At 61.4% G+C, this 22,317-nt stretch carries 22 protein-coding genes; 12 read left to right on the top strand and 10 right to left on the bottom strand.

Annotated elements, in window-relative coordinates:
- Positions 1 to 40: 40 nt before the first annotated feature.
- On the bottom strand, positions 41 to 1,246 hold the full coding sequence (locus B0G71_RS31210) for a DNA-binding protein (protein ID WP_116149035.1): 1,206 nt from the start codon (positions 1,244 to 1,246) through the stop codon (positions 41 to 43).
- Between the two features lie 2,093 nt (positions 1,247 to 3,339).
- Between B0G71_RS31210 and B0G71_RS31205 the strand changes: the two genes are divergently transcribed.
- Positions 3,340 to 4,689, top strand: a complete 1,350-nt coding sequence (locus B0G71_RS31205) for a replication initiation protein (RefSeq protein ID WP_106281512.1) — start codon at positions 3,340 to 3,342, stop codon at positions 4,687 to 4,689.
- Positions 4,690 to 4,743: 54 nt separating this feature from the next.
- Here the strand turns inward: B0G71_RS31205 and B0G71_RS31200 are convergent, their stop codons facing one another.
- Together B0G71_RS31200 and parA are read right to left on the bottom strand one after the other, a co-directional pair.
- On the bottom strand, positions 4,744 to 5,802 hold the full coding sequence (locus tag B0G71_RS31200) for a ParB/RepB/Spo0J family partition protein (RefSeq protein WP_116146620.1): 1,059 nt from the start codon (positions 5,800 to 5,802) through the stop codon (positions 4,744 to 4,746).
- A gap of 25 nt (positions 5,803 to 5,827) precedes the next feature.
- Positions 5,828 to 6,490, bottom strand: a complete 663-nt coding sequence (parA, locus tag B0G71_RS31195; RefSeq protein ID WP_012428795.1) for a ParA family partition ATPase — start codon at positions 6,488 to 6,490, stop codon at positions 5,828 to 5,830.
- Positions 6,491 to 7,610: 1,120 nt separating this feature from the next.
- Between parA and arsC the strand changes: the two genes are divergently transcribed.
- The gene (arsC, locus tag B0G71_RS31185; protein WP_116146617.1) at positions 7,611 to 7,970 is read left to right on the top strand and encodes an arsenate reductase (glutaredoxin); all 360 of its coding nucleotides are present in this window, start codon (positions 7,611 to 7,613) and stop codon (positions 7,968 to 7,970) included.
- 48 nt (positions 7,971 to 8,018) lie between these two features.
- On the opposite strand, the gene B0G71_RS31180 is transcribed toward arsC, so the two are convergent.
- Entirely contained in the window at positions 8,019 to 9,005 is a 987-nt protein-coding gene (locus B0G71_RS31180; RefSeq protein WP_116146615.1) for a sulfonate ABC transporter substrate-binding protein, read from the bottom strand.
- Positions 9,006 to 9,234: 229 nt separating this feature from the next.
- On the opposite strand from B0G71_RS31180, the gene B0G71_RS31175 reads away from it, so the two are divergent.
- Positions 9,235 to 10,611 carry a gluconate:H+ symporter gene (locus tag B0G71_RS31175; RefSeq protein ID WP_116146613.1) on the top strand — a complete coding sequence of 459 codons (1,377 nt, stop codon included), beginning with the start codon at positions 9,235 to 9,237 and terminating at the stop codon, positions 10,609 to 10,611.
- A gap of 134 nt (positions 10,612 to 10,745) precedes the next feature.
- A complete protein-coding gene (locus B0G71_RS31170; protein WP_116146612.1) occupies positions 10,746 to 11,036 on the top strand; it encodes a DUF1272 domain-containing protein in 291 nt (96 codons plus the stop codon).
- 73 nt (positions 11,037 to 11,109) lie between these two features.
- Here B0G71_RS31170 and B0G71_RS31165 read toward each other — a convergent pair whose 3' ends face one another.
- Positions 11,110 to 11,313 carry a zf-HC2 domain-containing protein gene (locus tag B0G71_RS31165; RefSeq protein WP_106281500.1) on the bottom strand — a complete coding sequence of 68 codons (204 nt, stop codon included), beginning with the start codon at positions 11,311 to 11,313 and terminating at the stop codon, positions 11,110 to 11,112.
- Positions 11,300 to 11,908: an RNA polymerase factor sigma-70 gene (locus B0G71_RS31160; RefSeq protein ID WP_116146610.1), complete on the bottom strand. Its 609-nt coding sequence runs from the start codon at positions 11,906 to 11,908 to the stop codon at positions 11,300 to 11,302. Before B0G71_RS31160 ends, B0G71_RS31165 begins: the two co-directional genes overlap by 14 nt.
- Before the next feature lie 447 nt (positions 11,909 to 12,355).
- Here B0G71_RS31160 and B0G71_RS42170 point away from each other — a divergent pair, with 447 nt between their 5' ends.
- From B0G71_RS42170 to B0G71_RS31150, 3 genes are all read left to right on the top strand, one after another.
- Entirely contained in the window at positions 12,356 to 12,487 is a 132-nt protein-coding gene (locus tag B0G71_RS42170) for a hypothetical protein (RefSeq protein ID WP_013341997.1), read from the top strand.
- 564 nt (positions 12,488 to 13,051) lie between these two features.
- The gene (locus tag B0G71_RS31155; RefSeq protein WP_106281496.1) at positions 13,052 to 13,336 is read left to right on the top strand and encodes a hypothetical protein; all 285 of its coding nucleotides are present in this window, start codon (positions 13,052 to 13,054) and stop codon (positions 13,334 to 13,336) included.
- 11 nt (positions 13,337 to 13,347) lie between these two features.
- Positions 13,348 to 13,617 (top strand): DUF6723 family protein, encoded by a 270-nt coding sequence (locus B0G71_RS31150; RefSeq protein ID WP_241974842.1) that lies wholly within the window; start codon positions 13,348 to 13,350, stop codon positions 13,615 to 13,617.
- Between the two features lie 161 nt (positions 13,618 to 13,778).
- Here the strand turns inward: B0G71_RS31150 and B0G71_RS31145 are convergent, their stop codons facing one another.
- Positions 13,779 to 13,985, bottom strand: a complete 207-nt coding sequence (locus B0G71_RS31145; RefSeq protein WP_116146608.1) for a hypothetical protein — start codon at positions 13,983 to 13,985, stop codon at positions 13,779 to 13,781.
- A gap of 362 nt (positions 13,986 to 14,347) precedes the next feature.
- On the opposite strand from B0G71_RS31145, the gene B0G71_RS31140 reads away from it, so the two are divergent.
- Positions 14,348 to 14,902, top strand: coding sequence for an NADPH-dependent FMN reductase (locus tag B0G71_RS31140; protein WP_116146607.1), 555 nt, complete (start codon positions 14,348 to 14,350; stop codon positions 14,900 to 14,902).
- A 104-nt stretch (positions 14,903 to 15,006) separates the two neighbouring features.
- Here B0G71_RS31140 and B0G71_RS31135 read toward each other — a convergent pair whose 3' ends face one another.
- From B0G71_RS31135 to B0G71_RS41055, 3 genes are all read right to left on the bottom strand, one after another.
- Entirely contained in the window at positions 15,007 to 16,041 is a 1,035-nt protein-coding gene (locus tag B0G71_RS31135) for a hypothetical protein (RefSeq protein ID WP_116146605.1), read from the bottom strand.
- A gap of 224 nt (positions 16,042 to 16,265) precedes the next feature.
- Positions 16,266 to 18,557 (bottom strand): hybrid sensor histidine kinase/response regulator, encoded by a 2,292-nt coding sequence (locus B0G71_RS31130; protein ID WP_116146603.1) that lies wholly within the window; start codon positions 18,555 to 18,557, stop codon positions 16,266 to 16,268.
- 48 nt (positions 18,558 to 18,605) lie between these two features.
- Complete coding sequence (locus B0G71_RS41055) at positions 18,606 to 19,064, bottom strand: hypothetical protein (protein ID WP_147308721.1); 459 nt, start codon at positions 19,062 to 19,064, stop codon at positions 18,606 to 18,608.
- A 207-nt stretch (positions 19,065 to 19,271) separates the two neighbouring features.
- Between B0G71_RS41055 and B0G71_RS31125 the strand changes: the two genes are divergently transcribed.
- The 4 genes from B0G71_RS31125 (at position 19,272) to hpnD (ending at position 22,317) form a co-directional block, all read left to right on the top strand.
- Positions 19,272 to 19,640: a response regulator gene (locus B0G71_RS31125; RefSeq protein ID WP_116146602.1), complete on the top strand. Its 369-nt coding sequence runs from the start codon at positions 19,272 to 19,274 to the stop codon at positions 19,638 to 19,640.
- Positions 19,633 to 20,256, top strand: a complete 624-nt coding sequence (locus tag B0G71_RS31120) for a chemotaxis protein CheC (RefSeq protein ID WP_116122782.1) — start codon at positions 19,633 to 19,635, stop codon at positions 20,254 to 20,256. The genes B0G71_RS31125 and B0G71_RS31120 overlap by 8 nt, the downstream gene beginning before the upstream one ends.
- Positions 20,253 to 21,191 carry a diguanylate cyclase gene (locus tag B0G71_RS31115; protein WP_116146600.1) on the top strand — a complete coding sequence of 313 codons (939 nt, stop codon included), beginning with the start codon at positions 20,253 to 20,255 and terminating at the stop codon, positions 21,189 to 21,191. Before B0G71_RS31120 ends, B0G71_RS31115 begins: the two co-directional genes overlap by 4 nt.
- Positions 21,192 to 21,468: 277 nt before the next feature.
- Positions 21,469 to 22,317, top strand: coding sequence for a presqualene diphosphate synthase HpnD (gene hpnD, locus B0G71_RS31110; protein ID WP_116146598.1), 849 nt, complete (start codon positions 21,469 to 21,471; stop codon positions 22,315 to 22,317).

The raw sequence follows: 22,317 nt of genomic DNA, 5'->3' as shown, positions 1-22,317 counted from the left end.
CACCTTTGCCGATTTATCCGCTATTGCACCGCGTCAAACGTCACGCCGACGCCGCAATCGGGTCGCCGGACAGAAACCGGCTAACCGCCTCCAGCCTCGATTCGCCAAGACCCGACGAGTGATCGCACTCGGGACATTGCAGTTCGAAGCGGTGATTCACTTGCGACAGTTCCGGCTCACCTTCCTCACATTTTGGGCACCGCAGCGGAAGGGCGACGTGACCATCCGCGGCCGTGCCGATCGCCCTCAATTCGTCGCCCGTCAAGCGTCCGGCTTCGACTAGCGAGCAGAGCAGATTCGCAATCGCCGGATCGATCCCCTGTTGACCGCGCAAAACAGCGACTTCTTTCATGAGCCTATCTACTTCATCCGATTGCTCGCGCAGTTGGGCGTCGAGTCGGTCGCCGCGCGCCTTGGCCGCGGCGATCTGCTGAATAAACTCAAATTCCTTGCGACTCGCGTCGCGCACCCCCGACTGGTAAGTGGCCGCCATGCTGCGCAACGAATCGAGCTCGACCAGCATCGGCTTGACGCGTCGCTCGGCTTCGGCGACAGCGTCCTTGATCTGCTGCGCATAATGTTCGGTGCTTTGGCGCAATTCGACGTGCAATGCGTCGATCCGGTCTCTCAGCGTCGCGTTGTTCGCGAATTCGTTGTCGAGCCGTTGACGAAGCGCTTCGTTTTCGTGATCGAGCCGGCGCACCGTTGCCTGTAAACCTTCCTGATGAGCATTTCCGTGCGTGGCGGCGTTCGACAACTCGGTCTCGAGCGCGCGAACACGTTCCCAAGCAGCCTCGGCTCGCAACTCGCTGCGCTTGATCGCGTCTTCCGATGCTTGCTGGCGAATTTCCGCGTCTCGAGCGCGCTGGTCAGCGGCGGCGACTTGCGCACGAATTTCCTCGCGCTCGTCGTCGAACGTAGTGCGCGCATGTGAGACGGCTTCTTCAAAAAGTGCACCTAGCAATTCGCCGGCACGATCCTCAAGTGCTTTCGGGATAGCACCTGCGCCGACTTTCACACGCGACACATTCCGGATGCGCTCCCAGAAGTGGTCGATGTCCTTTGGAATGTCGCTCGCGCTACCAGTCTGGGTCAGATCACGAACCGTGGCCATGGACGGGCGAACTCCCAGATCAAAAAACAACCGTTTGCATGCGTGCAGCGAAAGTTCTTGCCGCCGCGCTCCGTTGGCTCGCAGCACTTCCAGCTCGTCCCGAATGGATTGCCGTTCCTGATCCAGATTCATGTATGCCTCGATGTCGCTCGGAATTGGACGAATCATAACAAGTTACGTAATGTTTGCTACGTATTTGTTGGCTGAGGGTACGGAATGGAGAAAAGTGCTGTCTTGCTACCAAAGGTGAGGCGGCGGATTTGTGCTAGCGGATTTTTTCCGTGAAACAAAACGAAGAATAGCCAATAACTTGTTGTAAAGAAAGGGCTTTTAAAGCCTTTACGACGATCGCGCACTGTTTCACGAACGCGTCATGTTGGCTGCATGGGTTTGAGACTTTGTCCGAAGGACACGCGGGGGGAAATTCTAGAGAGTAATAAAAGTAAACACCTTTGAACCCATGTTAAAAACGTTAACGCCACGGCAAAGCCTTACCTGGCAAGGACTTCAGCCCGGTAAGGTGAAGCTTTGCGGGAGAGGTGGTGAGGTCTTGCGGGAATGTCGAGTGATGAGGTTCGGGGGCCTTGGTGAGTGGGTCCGGGACAGAACGTGAGCGGGTTCAGGAACCACCCCAAAAGTGCGGCACAGCCAAAGGTGAGGTTTTGCAGGACCTGAATGCCGTGGATCCCCCCGGCAGTGCTCGACAGTCGGTTTGAGGCCTGGCCTAGGCGAGGGTGAGCGCTTTCGGGATGTGATTGCCTCCCTGTTTTGGGCTGTATTTTGAGCTGGTTAACCCCATTGGTGAGCCAAGTCAGGAGAAAACGCGAACCGAAGGTGAGGCTTTACGGGGTAAGGCGGCGTTTTTGCCTTATTTCTGTGCATTTCGATGCCCAAGGTGAGAGTTTTCGGGAGCGGGCCGGGTTTTTGTCATGAACTTCGGGGTCGGCGCCGATGAGTGGCTCGATGGCCGTGGTCTAAGGTGAGGAAATTCGGGAGGCGGGTTTTGCGCGGTCTGCCGTTCGTGAAATGCACCTGATCTGGGTCAAAGGTGAGGTTTTTCGGGAGGTGTTTGGGAGCTTGACGATCGTCCAGGTGAGGAAATACGGGACCAAAATGGCTTTTATCGGCCCGAAAGGCCCTGCTGACGCTGTCAGAGTCACTTGCATTTAACGGTCGCGGAAATCGAACGGTGAGATTTTTCAGGACTGTGGCGGTCGCGAGCGGAAATGGCTGATTCCTCTGAAATGGGTCTTGAGGTGAGGTTTTCCGGGAGTGGTCGCGGTCGATGGTGCGGGAGTGTAAGTTCTAAGTCGTTGAAAATATGGAATATTATTGTCGTGAGTCACAAAGGTGAGGTTTTTCGGGGGCACGTAACTGAGGTGATGGGAGACCCTCTGATGCCGCTATGGTGAGGTTTTTCGGGACGGTTTTTTGGTGCTTTCGGAGCACAAGTCGTCTGAAGGCCGCGTCGTTCCGAGCGCTCCGCCAGTCTTGAGGTGAGGTTTTTCGGGGGGTATGAGCGGGTTAAACCGACCCATTGGCTCAAGACGCCGTACTTGAAGTTCGTCTGAGGCCGTTGCGCAAGTGGTAGTTGCATCGAAGCACAAACCTCAGGCGGAGTCGAAACAGGCTGGGCACGTGGTTGGAAGGCTTGCGACGCCTGCAGTGAGATCGCTCGTGGGGTGCGGATGCCCTTACGTCTGAGCCGTAGTGTAGGTGCGGTCCCACCAACGCGGGCAAGGCTTGTAGCTGTGTTCAGCCCTTGGCGTGGAGGCGCACGTATCGGCGAGGCGTTCCTCGTCAACGCTGCATCGATTCGGCCGTTCGCGCGTTCGCGCGTTGGCGTCTCGCAATCGCGCTGGTCGGCCGCCGTCCTCCAGTCAAACGATGCTCAAAACTTGTCCCTCGGTTTGATCGGCCATACGAGGACTTAGTCCGTAGCGGCACACCCGTCAAAATTCACCAGGTTTTTTTGAGGTGAGAAGATTCGGGACTGAAAGGCCCTCGTTCGCACTTGCAGCAGAAATGGTCTGAAATTGCCAGGCCCGCGACCTGCAAGGACGGCCCGAACCTGGCGCCAAATGGCTGAGGTGAGGGTTTTCGGGAGTTGCTCGAGGTGAGTCGCGCCTCGTAAACTCGCTTCACCCGCAACGGTGAGATCCACGCTATAGACGCGTATCACCGCAGCCGGTATGCTCTCGCCAAATCCCTCCTCGACCCGACGCATGGCCACGAAGCGCGCGAAGAAGACCGACGTAGTCAGCCCGAGCTCGGCCGAATTGCGCAAAGCCGTCGAGGCGATCGCGATTCAGCCCAAGAGCGGGAAAATCACGCTCCTTACCCGTAAGCTGTTCAACGTGCTTCTCGCCGTGGCTCAACAAGCGGACGAATCCGGCGACACGTATCGGGCCTTGCTGTCCGACATCGTCGCGAACTCCGCGTTTGATTCCAACGACACCGCACTCGTCAAGGAGCACTTGCGGCGCATGGTGTCGGTGCAGGTTGAATGGAGCACGGGCACGTCCAGTCAGAAGCCGGGCCGGAAATGGGGTATTTCCACGCTGATTGCCGACGCGGAAATTCTCGAAGACCCGACCACCCGTCGTGTCTGGGTGGAGTTCTCCTTTGCACCGAAGATCAAGAAAAAGCTACTCGATCCGGTTCAGTACGCCCGCCTGAGTCTCCAGTTCCAAAGCCAGCTGCGCAGCAGCGCGGGCCTCGCGCTGTACGAGATTTGCGTGCGCTATCTGACGAATCCGAGCCATTTGACAATGCGCGAGACGTGGGAATGGTGGCGCCCTATCCTCTCCGGCACGCCGGACACGGAAGCGGGCGATGAAGCGAAGCGCGAATACAAGTACTTCAAGCGGGATTACTTACGGCCGGCCATCGCCGAGGTCAACGCCGTCACCAACATCTTTGTCGAACTGATCGAACATCGCGAAGGGCGGCGGGTCGCCGAGATCCAGTTCCGCGTGACCGAACGGAAGCAGCCGATGCTCGCGCTCGACGAACATCCGAACGTGTTCGATAGCACGCTGGTCGACCGGATGGTGAAGATCGGCATCCCGCTGAAGGAAGCGCAAACGCTCTACGCCGACAGCGAAGAAAATCGCATTCGCGCCGCACTCCAGATGACCGAGCAACGCATGCGCAGCACGTCGCTGCCGCCGGTGCGCAGCGCGCCGGCGCTGTTCAAGGACGCGTTGAAGAAAGGTTACGCGCCGCCGGTCGAAGCGCTGCCGTCAGGTACTGGCGGCAAGGCTGCGGTTGCCGCGCCGGCCGACGACCTCAAAGCGCGCCTGCTAGGAGAGTATTCGGCGTATCGCCGCAAGGAAGCGCGCGAGTTGTACGACGAACAAGGCGAGTCCGAGCGGGATATCGCGCGGCAGTCGTTTGAAGAAGATGAATTGCCGGGACTCGGCACGCACATGCGCGATGACTGGCGTCGTCGTGGGCTGGATTCGAAGATCGTCGAAACGGCATTCTTCGATTGGCTGGCTCGCAAGACCTGGGGCGAGCCCACCGACGGTGATCTGCTTGCCTTCACGCTGAGCCAATCGCGCGCGGCGTAATTACTGGTGGGGCGCGGCTATCGGCTGCCGGCCCCATCGTTCTATCAGTCTTTCCTACTTCAACATCTTCTCAATCTGGCGAAGGATGTCATCACGCTTTTCACGCGTGAGCCCCTTCAAGCGCAGTTCGATTCGATCATCCCCATACGATTTGAGATCGCCGACAGACACGCCGTCGAGTTTGATTTCCAGACGCTGAGCGTAGCGTTGACGGCCCGCAGGTTTGGTGCTTTCCTGGGTGGTCGCTCTTCCCTTGACGATGTCCGCAACTTGCCGCGTACTCAGATCGTCCGAGAGGATTTTGTTGATCAGGCGTAGCGTTGCGTCGGCGCCGCGGGCGGTGTGATAACGACCCACCTGATACGCCATGTTCGAGCCAAAGCGGTCTGGTCGCGCGACCATCTCGTGCATGACGACCTCAGGCAGTTTGGCGATCGACAAGGCGACCGCAACCGTCGACTCATCTAGCCCGAGGTGTTCGGCAAGCTCCTTCTGACTCTGGAAATGCCGATCGTCGAGAAAGCGTTTCCATACAACCGCGTTGTCGAACACCGTCTGCGAATCGCGCTGGACGTTGAGATCGTAGCCAAGCTTGTAGCTCTGGATACCGATCGGCAGATCGATGACGATCGCCTTCACCGTTTCCTTGTTCGCTTCTTTCAGCGCCCGTACCCGCCGCCCGCCATCGCTGACGTAGTACGTGCCGGGATTGTCGTAATCCGGGATGACATGAATCGCCTGCTGCTGCCCCTGCTTCGCCAGATTGACAGCGAGTTCGGCAATCGACGACTTGAGGTAGAAGTGCCGCGGATTGAACGGACTCGGCTTGATCGTCTTCAGCGGCAGATCGATCACCTGGCCCGGTCGGTAGCCGTGCTCGTTGCGCCACGTGCGATAGGCCACCGATTCATTGGCGGCGTCAGCGGCGTCGACTTCGGCAACGCTCTGCGACGGCATGACTGGCGCGATGGTGCGTCTCACCGCGTCGCTACTCTTCGGATCATTCTTGACCAGGCCGTCGATAGCGTTCAGTCGATCGAGGGCGGTTCGCTTTTCGCTGCTGGTTGAATCAGGACGTGCTTGAAAGCCTTTGGCGAATTGGGAGGGTTTCATTCAGGGTCCTTTATGCGCATAAATTTCACGGGAGCAAGGCGGCGATCTCATTCGCGCACGCCCGTACTTCGATGGCAGCCAGTTTGGCGCCGCGATCATTCATCTGAAGCACTGTCTGGCCTAACGCCATGGCCTGCTTGTAGGCCTCACGTGTTGGGATCTGTGTCTTGAGCAACGGGAAGCCGAGCTCCTCCAACGCGCGCTTCAGTTCGCGCGTCAGCATCCGTTTTTCTTCAGTCTTGTTGAGGAGGAAGACTGCACGCAGATCTTCGTTCATCACCTGAGCCTGCTGGACGAGCTTCACCAACCCGATGCTTGACCAGTAGTCGGCGGGGGATGACGAGGTGGGAATCACCGCGACGCTCGCGGCGAGAAGGACGACGCCGGAGACTTTCTCGGTGATAGAAGGCGGGCAGTCGACGACGATGATGTCGTAGTCAGACACGAACTTCTTGATCTCCCGATGAATCTGGCTGCCTGCTTCGGACAGGTTGACGACGGGAAACGGGATACCGGTGTCGCCGTCGGATGATGCACTGGCCCAGTGGATCAGCGTGTTTTGACCGTCTGCGTCTACGACGAGGACGCGTTTGCCTTTCTCATGAAACGCAGCGCCGAGGTGCATCGCGATTGTGCTCTTCCCGACCCCGCCCTTTTGCTGTGTTACCGCGATGATTTCCGCTGCCAATCTTCACCTCCTCTTTTTAGACGCAGATGGATTTTACCTGGATGAATTTGTATATCAATCGTTTTTGTGTAAACGCGAGAAGGATTAGCCGTTCGGGATAGGTTTATGCGCATAAAGAAGGGAGTCGCGCGGCGCTCTGCCGCAGCTGAGGGTGGCCAACGGCCACTAAGGGGCGATGTGTTGGCCGACCGGCCCCGCAGCGCTTGTTGCGCGCTTCAGTGATCCGATTGGCTGCGGATTGACAGCCGCTCAAACGTTCGGCGGACTCAAGCGGTTTTGTGCGCGCGGCGCCAAACCACTTGCACGTGGACAGTGTCCGGATCGCTGTGTCTGACGGTCGGACGTAGTCGGTTATGTGATATGCGTCAGCGGTGAATGCGCGATAGGCCGGCGGAATTGGCCTCAAGATTTATGCGCATAAAGTCGTCGCGGCACCCTGCTTTGACGATCTGTTCGCCCAACAGCGCGCCGGCCTGGTAGCTCAGAGCACCGAAGCGGTTCGCAAGCGTCGAAGCGAGCCAAGCCGAGTTGCCGGAGATCTGGCGCCAGACAAGCCCACAAGCGCTGGCGACGTTCGTAGACGGGCGTGCTCCGACGGGAAAGCGTGACGCTTGAGACACGGGTAATCGCAGAATGCCGGTCGCACGGTTTATGCGCATAAACTGCGAAACGGAAGTGTGAGAGATCGGCGCGCCGTACAACACGCAGGCGCCGCTTTGCCAACCTATTGACCAATCAATCGAACCGGTGGGCTGTTCGCGGGTCCGTGCCTTCGCGTCGCACCCTGTCGGGACTGCTCAAGTTGCGTCACGCCCTGGGTGATTGACAGAACCCAGTGTGGCCCGCCGCGCCCAGCACCATTCGCAGCCGAACGACAAATCCAAAAACGAAGCAAATAGAAGAAGCGCCTCCTCCACGCGAAGACTCAGCCCAGCGTGGACATCACGCTCGTCACGCGATTACGCAATCGTCTCGCACCCGAATCCGCATCAACCGCGCACCGTGCAACCGGCAAATACAAAACCTCCACCGCAACGCATCGATCAGCCAACTCCGCACCCGCTAAAATCCCACCCAACTGCCGCCGCGCACACGTGCCTCCAAACCACCCCGCAAACCCATGATCACGATCTACCACAACCCCCGTTGCTCGAAATCGCGCGCCACCTGCGAGCTAATCGCGACCTCCTACAACAGCGCAAACGAAGCCACAGAAATCGTCGAATACCTGAAGCATCCACTCACAGCGAAACAACTCAAGCAACTCAACGTTCAACTAGGCTGCACCGTCCGTGAAATGCTTCGCGATAGCGAAGCCGAATACAAGGAACTTCAGCTCTCCGACACGGCATTGACCGACACTCAGTTATACGAAGCTTTGGCAAAACATCCGATCCTTCTGCAACGGCCGATCGTCTTGCGAAACGGGCGAGCCGTAATCGGTCGCCCGCCGGAAAACGTTGCCGCGTTATTCGCCTGAATGGCGTGACAAAGCGCTCAAATCGAAGCAGAGTGCCAAGCTAGCAAACTACACTTTGCTATCTGGCAACGCCGCATCCCTGGTCACGATCTTCGTCGGAATGATGCGCAACTCGCTGAAGGTATCGGCGATACGTTGCTGTTCCGCAAGCACGTTCGCATCGACGGGTTTGTACACGTGTGCATAGTGCCGCAAACCCGCTTCGATCACGCCCGCGTCCAGACCCTGAATCGGCGCGAGCTGCGCGGCGGCCTCGCTGTAATGCCCGCGCACCCAAGCGCCTTCTTTGCCCACTTCGTCCATCGTGATCGCGAGCACAGTGGCGTTCCGTTCCGCGAACGACCGCGCGCTCAGGAAGAACTGGTGATGGCTCACAATGCCGTCGGCGTCCGTCAGCAGGCGCGCGTTCGACTGACGCTTCGCCGCTTCGAGAAACGGATCCCAGATCGCCCATGCATCGATCGCCCCGCGTTCGAAGGCGGCGCGCGCATCCGCCGGCGCCAGATAGACCGGTTGAATCTCGCTGTACTTCACGCCGGCTTTCTGCAGCGCGGCGACCAGAAACCAGTGCACGTCCGAACCTTTGTTGAAGGCGATTTTCTTGCCCTTAAGATCGGCCAGCGTTTTGATCGACGCATCCTGATGCACGAGGATGCCTTCGGCATGCGGCGTCGGGACCTCATAGGCGACGTAGACGAAATTCGCGCCGGCGGCCTGCGCGAACACGGGCGGCGCCTCGCCGACATAGCCGAAGTCGATAGCGCCGACATTCAGTCCTTCCAGCAACTGCGGTCCGGCAGGAAACTCAGTCCATTTGACGGTAATGCCGAGCGGCGCAAGCCGTTTTTCGAGCGTGCCGTGCGCCTTCAGTAATACGAGCGTATTGGCGGCTTTCTGATAACCGATGCGAAATTCCTGTGCGTGCGCTTCGGCGGCAAAAACGGACGTGGAGATGACGGGCAGCGTGGCGGCAGCGAACGTTGCGCCCACGCCGGCAATGAACGAGCGGCGCGTGAACAGCGGATGACGTGACATGAGAGGGCTTATGAAAAAGACGGACGCAAAACGGACCGATTGGCTCCGACGATAATTCGTATGCAAGCCTGGACGAACCGATAAATTCGCATAAGCAAATCACGCGGATAAAACGAAGCAGGACGGACTGTGTTTTGCCTGCCTAACTGCGTCGATTCTGAAGCGGTCGCTACAATTCGTCATCCGCGCACGGCCGCGGCTGCGTCATTCGACAAAAAGGAACAGCAGCGTGCATCTGACGACAACACTTGCCCCGTGGTCATCCCACGACACCCAACTCATTCTGTCGTGCGTGCTCGGACTCGCACTGATCATCGTTTTCATCAGTGTGTTTAAACTCGCGCCATTCCTGTCGATTCTGGTCGGCACGTTCGCCGCGGGTTTTGCAGCCGGCCTGCCGCTGGAGGCCGTCGCCAGTGCATTCAGTAAAGGCGCCGGTGCGCTGCTCGGTGACGTCGGCATCATCATTGCGCTCGGCGCCATGCTCGGTGCGCTCATGGCTGAATCCGGCGCGGCCGACCGGCTCGTCTCGACTATTCTCAAACACTCCACGCCACGCACGCTGCCTTGGATGATGGCGGTCGTCGCGCTGATCATCGGCTTGCCGCTCTTCTTCGAAGTCGGCCTCGTGATGATGGTGCCGATCATCTTTGTGATGGCGCGCCGTTCGCAGCAGCCGATCCTGCGCATCGCGATTCCGGCGCTGGCCGGCATGACCACGCTGCATGCGCTCCTGCCGCCGCATCCTGGTCCGCTGATCGCGGTGAGCGCGCTGCATGCCGATCTCGGCCTGACGCTCGGGCTTGGTCTGATCGTCGCGATTCCCGCGGTGATTCTCGCCGGGCCGCTGTATGGCATTTGGTTGTCCAAACGGATGCACGTCGTCGAGCCGGAGGAAATGGGCAAGCTCTTCAGCGCCAAACAAGACACCGGCGAGCCGCCGAGTTTCGCGATCTCGCTCATCACGATCCTGTTGCCCGTCGTGTTGATGCTAGGGCGCACGGTTGCCAAGCTGCTGCTCCAGCCCGAAACGTTCCTTTTCAACACGCTGAATTTTCTCGGTGAGCCGCTGATCGCGCTCGGCCTCACCGTGCTGTTCGCCGTGGTGGCGCTGGGATGGTCGCGGGGCATGGCGCGTGAGCGCGTCGGCGGGATTCTGCGCAAGAGCTTGCCGCCGATCGCCGCGCTGCTGCTGACCATCGGCGCCGGCGGCGGTCTGAAGCAGGCGCTCGTGGTGGCCGGCATCAGCTCGACCATCGGCAAGATCGCGGTCGGCGCGCACATGCCGCTGATTCTGCTGGCGTGGCTGATCGCCGTCGCGCTGCGCCAGGCGACGGGCTCGGCAACGGTCGCCACGACGACAACCGCCGGCATCGTCGCGCCGGTCGTCGCCGGCCTGAGCACGACGCACAATTCGCTGATGGCGCTCGCCATCGGCGCGGGTTCGGTGTTCTTCTGCCACGTGAACGATGCGGGCTTCTGGATGGTCCGCGAGTATTTCGGCCTGCAATTGAAACAGACCGTGCTGGTCTGGTCGGTGTTGCAGACGATCGTGTCCGTCGTCGGCCTCGCGCTCACGCTGGTGTTGTGGACCGTGCTGACTTGACGCCGCATGAGGCTGTCGCGGCGATGGCAGGAATTGATGCGCGGCTGTCCATTCCGGGCGGCCGGCGCCGCTTACACTGCCCGGCAAGCGAACTGCGGTCCCGCAGCGCGCCTCCCTGAAAACGCGGAGCCACCATGCTAGAACTGAGACCGTCCTGTGAAGGATGCGGCAAGTCACTGCCACCGAACGCGTCCGATGCCATGATCTGCACGTACGAGTGCACCTTCTGCGAAATGTGTGCGCTCACTACGCTGCGCAATATCTGTCCGAATTGCGGCGGCAATTTCCAGCATCGACCGGTTCGCACGCGCGCGCAGCTTGAGAAACATCCGGCCGGCACCACGCCGCATCCCGTTTCGCTCGATGAAGCGTCGCACGCGCGTTTCTTCGAGCGTTATCGGGACACGCCGCCCGGCGAGCGCTAGCTCAGATGGCGCGTTCACGCGCGCCGTGACACCAAAGCACGGCGCAGCTCGCGTGCCGTCCTCGCCGGGCGCGTCAATCGTCGTTATTCACCGCACCCGGCGCCGCGATTCCGCTGACCGTATGCGCCGCCACGCGCAGCAGACGGATCTGCTTTCGATAGTTGCGGCAGCCACTGCAGGTCGGCAGATGCAGACGGATCGCGACCCACTCGCCGGTCGTCAAGGAGCGGTCGAGCGCGTCGGACAACAAGCGCGTGATGTGCTTACATTTCCCCATTTGCGTCCTCGCTGGATAGGCCCTTTTCGCTCAGGCAAGTGCGCAAGCGCAGCCGCGCGCGGTAGATCAACACGCTGCAATGATTGGCGCTCATCTGCAATTCCGCGCAAATCGCCTCGGTCTCGAGATCGAGGAATTCGCGCATCATGAACACGCGTCCGATGTGCTCAGGCAAGCGTTCCAGGCACATCTCGAACAAGGTCCAGAACTGTTGCTGACGCAGCACGGTTTCAGGCGTCGGCCACGGGCGCGGCTTGCTTTCGCGCGACCAATGGCCGTTGTCCTTGAACAGCTCGCGATCGAGCAGGCCTTCACCGTCGAGCTCGGACTCGAGCGCCGACAGGTTGATCGTGCGTCGCCGGGCGCGCAGGGTATCGACGAGTTTGTGCCGCAGGATGCCGAACACCCAGGTCTTGTGTTCCGATTGCGCGGCGAATCGATCGGCTTGCGTCCATGCTGCAGCGAGCGCTTCCTGGACGGCGTCTTCCGCGGCGGCGGCATCGCGCAGTTGCAAACGGGCGAAGCGCACCAGGTCGCGTCGCAGTTGCGTCAGATAAACGGGATCGTCGAGCGCCGGCGCGCCTACTTGCGCCATGGACGACCTCGTCGGCGCAACGCTTTCTCGCGCGTGTTTTTTGTTGGATGGTAGCGATTCATAAGCGGGTGGTTGTCCTCGCACTGTGGCTGAGCGTGTGCGCCATTCTCCCGCGAGCGCGTGCGCAATCGAATCGGTATTGAACATAAGCCCGACCTTGAGCGATGACCAGACCCAGTTAGTCGCACCACGCGTACCGTTATGACAGCAACAATAGATTATTGCGAAAATTGAAACCGCACCAATAGTAGTGCCAGTGGCGCACGGCTGCACAAGGAATGCCCACCGTCGATAGGGGCTCCAACTGCCACAAGTCAGCCGGCCAGATTATTTCATGAATTGAAATAAAGTCTTATTGTCTTCGCTGTTTTTCAGCCGCCGATCAGTCGATATTCTTCAGTCCATCGATCGCCCCAGATCGCGAACCAAACGCTGAGGAGCAGCACCATGAAACGCATTCTTTCCGCCCTGATCGCATCCGTCGCCCTGTTTGCCGCCGCTTCCGGCGCTGCTCACGCTGCCGCTCCGTCGCAATGCAACGGCCCGGCCTCGTACTGCAACGTGTTCTTCGGCAACTGATCGGCTGGCGGGCGCGGCCCCGTCGACGACGAAGCTTCCGAAGTCAAGAAGAAGGGCGCCAATGGCGCCCTTTCGCTTTTGAGCCAGAAAAACCAGGCCACGACTCGATGCTAGCCTAAGTATTCCGCCCAGTGTGCCAAGCGCCCCAATCAACCCGGCAACTGCCGTCAGCCGAAGAAATCCAGAAAGAAGGGGTCCGAGGGAAGCGGCACATCTCACGAGCGGAAAACAATACCCGGCACTCCGAAGCAACACTCGCGCCCGGCACGCAAATGCGTTCAATGGTCACCCTACTAACGTGTTACAGTGGGTCAACAGCTTGCAGTTCTCCTGCGCGTACGCGCAGTCTCTGACGCAAACGCCTCGCATCACAGCGCCCTGAACCGAACAGGGTCCCTTCCTCCAAAGCAGCTTCGCGGTGTCGTCAACCTGGCCTATTGAATCGGCCGTTCTTTACGCGCATCGTCGATCAACACCAGGTTTCGCTGGTACGCCGCGTTTTGTTGGGCATGCGCCCGGCAACCAAGCCACGTTCCACGAAAGCGTTCACCGGAGACGAGCATCATGGGCAATACAATCAGAAGTTATCGAGGTCTCGAGATCTATCCGTTGGTGTATCCGCACCAGCCAAGCGGTCTCGACGGCATCCGCCACTACGATTCGGGCTTCGATGCCGCCGTGCGAATCTGCCGGCGCGGCACGGACGACACAATGACCAGCAGCCGCGTGTTTCGCGTGCCGAGTCGTTCGCCGTTCGGCGCGGCCGGCGACGCGCGCATTGCTTCAACCAGCTACGCAGAGCAGGTTATCGACGGCATGGTTGCCGGCCAGTCGATCGCTGGACTCTGATGCGTGCGCCAATGGCAAGTCAAGCTACCAGGCGCTCGCAGAGCGCGAATCTTCCCGCCCTCACGGGGCGCGCGAACTATCAGGTGATGGCGTCCTCGCGCCGCACTTCGAGCGGCACCTTGCCGACGCTGAAAGTGATTCGCTTGAGCGACGAACGGGTCATCTACCCGTTCCGGGGGCACGCCGACATGCCCTTTTTCGAAGACGCCGCAGCGGCGCAGTCGTTCGCTGAAGCCTATGGCTGGCAGTTGGTAGATGGCGACATTGCGGTGCCGGAATGACTTACTGTAAGCGGGACGAGGCAATCTCGTGACGCAACCGCGGTAGAGACACAACGCCACAACCTAAGCGGCCGGGCGAGTCGCCGCTCCGCCGCCACAAGCCACAAACGCCGAGGGCAACATAACGGCGCAATGCGCTACGCCCGCCGCGCTACCGGCGACTAAATCTTCCCGCCGCCATCCATGCCGCTGCCGCGGCGCCACACGTCCTTGCCACGTTCGGACAACTCGCCGCTGCTATGCGTGGCGTCCGCCGCTGTACCGTCGACGGCCATCTCGCCCCCGGCCTGTTCCTGTGCCCGCTGCCTTTCCTTCTTACGAGCGGCGACTGCTTCATCGTGGGATTTGCCTGCGTAATTCGAAGTCATGACCTTATCCTCCAGCAATTAAACGCGCTGACGCGGCGCACGCGACCGGTCATTTATGCCTGCCGCATCGATTTCTATCGAAACAGGGCGGTAGCAGACACCCCTTTGCCTCAAAACGTCCTAGGCCGAAAGCGTGCTTGATTGACAAGGCAAAAGTACCAGTTATCCACAAAGTTATTCAGAGAATCTGTGGATAACTTTGTGCGATGGAAAGTTATCCACATCGCGCCTCCCGTCGTACGTGCCCCAAAAGTCTTGGCGCTGCTATTTTGGTGCCGCCGTCCCCGCCTGCCTACGTTTTGCCTATGATGGACAGTTCGTACCCTTTTGCGCGTCGAGCGCCTTACACAAGGAAGCGAATCATGGCCTATCACATTGCAGTCGTCGTCGGCAGCTTGCGGCGGGAGTCGTTCAACCGGCAGTTGGCGCAAGCCGTGATTTCACTGGCGCCGGCCGACTTCAGCTTCGAATTCATCGATATCGGTTCATTGCCGCTCTACAGCCAGGACTACGACGCCGACTACCCGGAAGCGGGCAAGCATCTAAAGCAGCGCATTGAAGCAGCCGACGGCCTTCTGTTCGTCACCCCCGAATACAATCGCTCCATGCCCGGCGTGCTGAAAAATGCGCTGGATTGGGGTTCCCGCCCGTGGGGCACCAATTCCTGGGGTGGCAAACCCGGCGCGGTGATCGGAACGTCGGTCGGCGCTACCGGCACGGCGTTGGCGCAACAGCATCTGCGCAACGTGCTGGCATATCTGGATGTCGCGGTGCTTGGGCAACCCGAGGTGTTCATCAAGCACGATCCCGCGGTTATCAACGAAAAAGGCGAGATCCTGAACGACGGTACGCGCAAGTTTCTGCAGACTTTCATGGATCGCTACGTTGCGTGGGTTAAACATCGAGGCGCTGCTTAAAAGCGCTCGGGCGGCAACGTTGCGAGAGAGAAGCAAGCTGATCGCGCGGCGAAGGCGGTGGCATGCCGTAACTGCACGGCCTGCCGCCGCGGACGCTCTCATGTTCAGACGTGATGATGTCCCGCCACCCGCTCCCAGCCGTGACGCACGGCTAGCTTGAAGCGCTCCCAGGTGCTATCCGGCGACGTGCTTTCCCAATGGCGCCGTGCTTCCGGCTCGACGTCGTCCCACGGCTGGTCGCGATAGCGCATGTCCTTGCCGATCTCCGCGCCATAGCGGTACGCCGGTACATAGTCTTCGTAACGCGCGTTTTCAGACGCGTACTGTTCGTCGTAGTGCGCGCGGAAATCTTCCTCGTACTCGAGATACTCGTTCGGCATCTGCGCGCCTAAGGCGGCGTGCGGCTGTCCCGCTTCGGAAACGACTTCGGACGGCTGCATGACCGCGCCCGAACCCGGCATCGACCCGGCGGCGATCGCGCTACGGCCCGCGTCGCCGACCAGCGGATCCGTCACCGGTTCGTTGATCGGATCGATCATAGGCCGTTCGCTGAGCGGCGGCGGCACGAACGGCTCGGCGTCGGGGCTTCCGGGCGGCACCGCGTATCGCGGCTCGGCCATCGCGGCAGGCCGTCCTGTCGCCGCCGCGTCCGCGGCGGCTGCGGTCGCGGCCTGCTTCGGGACGCTCGAGGTACGCGGCGTGCCGGGCATCGCCGCGCCGATGCCGAGTTCATCAAGGACAGAATGTTCGCGTCCGGTTTCGTCGACCGGCGCGTCCCAATCGGGCGCGCGTTCGCCGATGTCGGTCGCGCCGAGTCTCGTCAAAGTATCGCGAGCGAGGTCCGCATGAGCTTCGCTCACCGCGTTGACGCATACCAGCACGGCGCCGCGGCGGACGGCTTCGGCGTAGCGTGCCGTTTCCGTTGAGCGTGGACCGCTTGCAAACAGGCTCGACAGGAAGCGCTCGATATTCGCCAGCACGCCCGAACCGGCAACTTCGTCAGTGGCGGAGCCGACCGACGGTTCCGGATTCGCCTGCAATTCGATCGTTTCGCGGCCGAAACCTGTCTGGACGAGCGAGTCGCGCGCTGCTTCCGCTTGCGCGTAGGTGTCGAATAAACCAATCACGGTGTGTCGCATGGCTGTCTCCCGACGTATTTAGGCACAACGGACGACGCATCGACGCGCCGCCCTCCTTGCCTTGTTTCGCCGCAACGATCATGCCGGGCCGGTGCGGCGGGCCTGCGCGCCCGCTGGCGCCTACTCGCGCGCGGCGTCGGCAAAGAAAGCCCGGCGTAAGCGCGCCGCGCTTTTACAACCACCGGTAAATGTAAGACTTCGCCCCGCGCTCGCCAGCGCCGGCCTTACTCCGCCGGATGCGCCGCCGGGTCGGCGCCCGTTTGCGTCAGATCGCGCTGGATCGTTTGCAGGAGTTCTTCCAGCAAACCGATATCGAAAGGCTTGGAAAGCACCCGCAAATCGACATGGCGCGCCCGGTCGAGTTCTTCCGCGTAGCCGGTCACCAGAATGACCGGCAGTTTGGTGTCGAATGCGAGCACCGCCTCGGCCAGATCGATGCCGTTCAGGGTGCCGGGCATATGGATGTCGGACAGCACCAGATCGAACGGCAGCGGTTCGCCGGTGCGCGCTCGACGCGCGTGGGCGTCGTCGAACAGGTGCAGCGCGGTGTCGGCGTTGAAGACGCACGTGACCTGATGGCCCATCATCTGCAGCAGGGCTTCGGTGCCGGCGGCCACTTCCTCGTTGTCCTCGACCAGCAGAATGCGCAAGCCCGGTGGCGCGCCGCTCTCCTCGGCGCCCGAGTCCGGCGGTCCGTCGACCTCCGGCTCGGCTGTGGCGCGCGGCAGATAGAGACGCACGGACGTGCCCGCGCCGACTGCGCTGTCGATCGCGGCAAGGCCGCCGGAGCGCTCGCAGAACGCGAAAACCTGCGGCAAGCCGAGGCCCGTGCCCATGCCTTTCGGCTTGGTCGTGAACAGCGGTTCGAAGGCGCGGGCGAGCACTTCGGGCGCCATGCCCGCGCCGGTATCTTCGAGCGACAGTTGCACGAAGTCGCCCGTCAGCGGAAAGCCGTCTTCGTGCCGGAAATGGATATTGGTCGCGCGCACGGTGAAGCGTCCGCCGTTGGGCATGGCGTCGCGCGCGTTCACCGCAACGTTAATGAGCGCAAGCTCCAGTTCGGCGACGTCGACGCGCATCGGCCAGATCTCGACGCCGATATCGATCACCAGCGACACCTTCGCGCCGAGCGAGGCGCGCAGCAGATCGCGGCACGCCGGCAGCCAGCGTTCGAGCGACAGCGTCTCGTTGCGTAAAGGCTGCTTGCGCGCCACGCCGAGCAATTGCCGCGTAAGCGACTGACCGCTCTTGAGCGCCCGCTCCATTGCCGACAATTCGCGGTCCAGACCCGTTATGCCGCGCCGCCGCGCGATCTGCACATTGGCCGACAGGATCATCAGCAGATTGTTGAAGTCGTGCGCGACGCTGCCGACCAGCGTGCCCAGCGCTTCCATCTTGCGCGACTGACGATACGCGGATTCGATCGAACGGCGCATGGACGCTTCGGCCTGCCAGCGTTCCCACGCTTCCTGTTCGGCGCCGAGGCGGCGCAGCGACAGCCAGATCACGCACCACAACGCAATGGACGGCGAGAACATCGACAGGATCAGCACGCCGAGGTGCCGATACCACGCAGCCCAGATCGCCGAGGCACGATAGCCGCACACCACGTACACGGGATACGAACCGACATGGCGGAAGGCGAGGATGAGATCTTCGCCGTCGACATTCGAATGCATGCGCACTACGCCGGCCCGTCGCCCCTGCGCGAGGGCTTCGGCGAAGGGCGTGTGCGGCGCCATGGCGGTCGGCTCGCGCGGCGTGCGCGGATAGTGCGCGAGGATCGAACCGTCCGCGCGCACGAGGCTCATGGTCATCGGCGTGCCGTTGCTGCTGCCGGTGCCGCCGAGCAGTTCGCGGTAGAACGCGTCGAAATAGCTCGGCCGCAGCGCGACCGAAACCACGCCGGCGAACGAGCCGTCGGCGCCGGGCCGTTCGACGCCCATGTTGAACACCTGTTCGCCGGCCACGTGCCCCGTCATGACCTTCGAGACGTGCTCGAGGTCCTTGCCGTCGCGAATGCCGACGAAATCCTCACGCTCGCCAACCGAGATGGCCGGCGACGGCAGATAGCGGCTGCTGGCAAGCAAGGCGCCGTCGCGCCCGAAGATCGACACGGCCGCCACTTGCGGATAGCCGCCGCCCATGACGCGCAGCTTCTCGTGAATGGCGGCTTCGCGGGCCCGAATGCCGTCGTCGTCGAGCCCCTCGATCAGATCGACGATGCGCGCGTCGAGCGTCTCGTTCATGTCGAACACTTTCAGCGCGTGTTCTTCGGCGATCCGCACGGTGCGCAGCGTCATGTCGGTGGCGTCGGCATCGCGCGTGCGCAAATCGCTAATAGCCATGGCCGCGACATACACGCACGGCAGGACGATCGCCACGATCAACAGCGCGATCAGCGTAATGCGCCGCACATGGAAGTTCTGTTCCGGCACGGCGGGGAACAACGCCTCGTCCTGCCGGCTGGCGGCAAGGCGGCTCGCGGGCGGCGGTTCGAACCGGTCTGGTGTCATTGTCGTTAAAGCGAAGGTCGTTCGGGACGCAGAGGCCGGGAGTCAGCATCATACGAGAAGCATAGACACGGAGCGGCGGTAGAAGTTACCCGCGGCAAACGGAGCCCGCCGTGAGGCCGCTTGCGGCGCCGCCGCGACCGATGACTCATTTGTCTGCTTTAAAACAGCGACGAATCGAGAAGCGCAAACGTACACAAAGGCATGGAAACTGGAAATTCCTTCTGAATCTACCAAAATATTTTCATAAATAGAATTTAATGAGAAAATCTCTTTAATGAAAGTGGAATTGGCGAGTTGCCTTTCCGCCGTTTTGCTTCGAGAATCAGCGCCATGATAAAAATGCGTCCGCCATGTTCGGACGCATCTGCCGCGAGGGCACCCAGCCAAACCATGCGTACCACGCGTGGCGGACGGCGTTCGCGGAATCACATGCGCGGCAAGGGACCAGCCCGATCCACGAAGCCGCGCGGATTCATCTACGGGGTAGGCTTCGAACATGCCGGTCATCGCCGTCGTCCACCGTGCGCGTACGCTTTCAGGCGTGCCAGCCGGTTCCGTGCACCGCGCCGCGCCGCGGGCGCTCCCCGCTCGCCTGCAATCCGCATATCAGCAAGCTTCAGCCCGCTTTGCCGCTGGCCGACAGACATCGCGCTAAAGAATCCGCCTCGATCCGCCGTTAACGCGAATGAGCTAATTCCGCTTTTCGACCCGCCCATGCCTTTGCCTATTGTGATCGCCGATGATTCATTGCTTGCCCGCAAAGTGCTAACCAAGGCACTGCCGCCGGACTGGGAGGTCGACGTCTCTTACGCATCGAACGGGCGCGAGGCGCTCGCTCTGTATCGCGAGGGCAAAGCGTCGGTGATGTTCCTCGACCTGACCATGCCGGACATGACCGGCTATCAGGTGCTGGAAGCGCTTCAACACGAGGATCTGAACACCTTCGTCATCGTCGTCTCCGCCGATGTTCAGCCGATGGCCCAGTCGCGCGTGCGCGCGCTCGGCGCCGCGGCGTTCATCGCGAAGCCCGTGACGCCAGAGGCGCTACTACCCATCCTCAAGGAGTACGGGTTGCATGGCTGAGCCAGTCCTCAACGAAGATCAGCGCGACGCGCTGCAGGAAGTCGCCAATCTGGCGATGGGCCAGGCCGCGACGCGTCTGGCGCGACTCCTCGATGCGTTCATCGAATTGTCGGTGCCGCGCGTGAAAGTGGTGGCGGTCAGCGAGGCGGCGCAGACACTGCGGGAGATGACCGGGATCAAGGACACGGTGAGCGCGGTGCGTCAGGGTTTCCGCTCCGATATCAAGGGCGAGGCGCTGGTGATCTGCCGCAGCGACAGCGTCGAGCAACTGTGCGCACTCGTCAGCGATCCGTATTCGCGCTCGGCTTACGAGGCGGTGAGCCAGACCGAACTCGTGTTCGACGTGGCCAACGTGCTGACCGGCGCCTGCGTGTCGTGCATTCTGGACCAGCTCGGCCGCACGCCGGTCTTCTCCGCGCCGGGTCTGCTCGGCGAAGCCATGACGCTCGACGAAGTCTTCCAGCCGGGCGTGCTGCAGTGGGAAGTGGCCTTGCTGGTCGAAGTGAATTTCGCCCTCGAAGACCAGAGTTTCCGCGCGCATCTCGTCATGCTGATGGCCGAGGAATCGATTCGCCACATGAACAGCGCGCTCGACGCGCTGCTGTCGAGCCTATGAATGTGCCCATGGAATCGTTGAGCGATCTGGTGGTCGAACGTGTCGGCTTCGGCATCTTCGTGTTGGACCGCGACATGAACGTGCTCATGTGGAATCGCTTCATGCAGGATCACAGCGGACTGACGCCGGATCAGGTAGTCGGCAAGTCGCTCTTCACGCATTTTCCGGAACTGCCGCGCGTGTGGCTGTCGCGCAAGATCGAAAGCGTGTTTCAACTCGGCAGCTTTGCATTCAGTTCGTGGGAACAGCGCCCGTATCTTTTCAAGTTCGATCACGACCGGCCGATTACCGGCGGCGTCGATTTCATGCAGCAGGACTGCACCTTCATGCCGCTCATGCGTGAGCGCGAAGTGGTGGCCGTGTGCGTGACCATTTCCGATGTCACGCACGTGAGCATCGTGCAGCGCGAACGCGAGGAAGCGGTTGCAAAGCTGCAGGAATATGCCGATCGCGACGGCCTCACGGGCATCGCCAACCGCCGTTTCTTCGAAGCGCGCCTGCACGACGAATACACGCGCTGGCAGCGCTACGGCGGCGATATGTCGGTGCTGCTGTTCGATCTCGACCACTTCAAGAAAATCAACGACCAGTTCGGCCACGGTGTCGGCGACACGGTGTTGCGCGTGATGGCGCAGCGCGTCGCCGAAGTGGTGCGGGCGCAGGATACCTTCGGGCGCTTCGGCGGCGAGGAATTCGCGTTGCTGCTGCCGTGCACGCCGCTCGACGACGCGATGCGCGTCGCTGAAAAGATCCGCTGCGCGATCGCCGACACACCGGTCGAAGTGCAGGGCACCAGCGTGCCGGTGACGGCGAGCGTCGGCGGTGCGTCGGCGCGGGTCGGCGTGTCGTCGTACGACGTGCTCATCAACGAAGCCGACGCCGCGCTCTACAGCGCGAAGCGGCAAGGTCGCAACCGCTCGGTCGCGTTCGTGTGACGACCTCGTACGGCAGCGGCGTTGCACCTCGCATGAGGCGCGTTTCGAGCCTTGCAGCAAGCCGCCTGACGCACCGTCCCACCGCTTCCAGGCTTCCTTCGGGCCCCATATCCGCCGACGAAACTGCGGCATCTCACAAACGTTGATATACTTTTCGCCGTTTCCGGCCTCCCAGCCGGGCGTTTCGCGCGTGTCCGCGCGCGCGTGCCGCCAGCCCTGCGGGTGGCCATCAAACTTCTTGAACGCCTTTCAGCGGGCGCCTCCAGCGGAGATCGTCTTGGCTGTTTCCAATCTTGTCGTGGACGATACAGAAATCGACGCCGCTGCCGCCACATCCGGCAGCTCGTTCTATCTCGCCATGCGCATCCTGCCGGCCGCGCAGCGCGATGCGATGTATCAGGTCTACGCTTTCTGCCGCGCCGTCGACGATATCGCCGACAGCGACATGCCGCGCGCCGAACGCGCCGCCGCGCTCGAGCGTTGGCGGGCCGATATCGACGCGTGCTACGCCGGCGCGCCGCGCGCTTCGCTGCGCGCGCTCACGCGGCACATTCACACGTTTCACCTGCAGCGCGAGGATTTTCACGCGATGATCGACGGTATGGCGATGGACGCCGCCGAAGACATCTGCGCCCCCGATGAAGCGACGCTCGACCTCTATTGCGACCGCGTCGCCAGCGCGGCGGGCCGTCTTTCAGTGAGGATATTCGGGATGCAGGAAGAGCCCGGCCGTTTGCTCGCGCATCATCTGGGCCGCGCGTTGCAGCTCACCAACATCCTGCGCGATATCGACGAAGACGCCGGCATCAACCGCTGCTATCTGCCGCACGAATTGCTGGCGCGCGAAGGCATCGCGGTGACGAATCCCACGCAGATTGCCGACGACCCGTCGCTGCCGCGCGTGTGCGCCACGCTCGCCGAGCGGGCCAAGGAACACTTCGCCGCCTCCGACGCGATCATGGACCGCGAGCCGCGCAACCATGTGCGCGCGCCGCGCATCATGTCGGGCGTGTATCGCCTGCTGCTCGAACGGACGCTGGAACGCGGCTTCGACATTCCGCGCACGAAGGTCAGCAAGCCGAAGCTCCGCATGCTGTGGATCGTGGCGCGTTACGCGCTCTTCTGA

Source organism: Paraburkholderia sp. BL27I4N3 (genome assembly GCF_003386115.1).
In the GTDB taxonomy this organism is placed as follows: domain Bacteria; phylum Pseudomonadota; class Gammaproteobacteria; order Burkholderiales; family Burkholderiaceae; genus Paraburkholderia.
The sequence above is the reverse complement of the archived record's forward strand: the minus strand, read 5'-3'. Positions and strand labels throughout refer to the sequence as shown.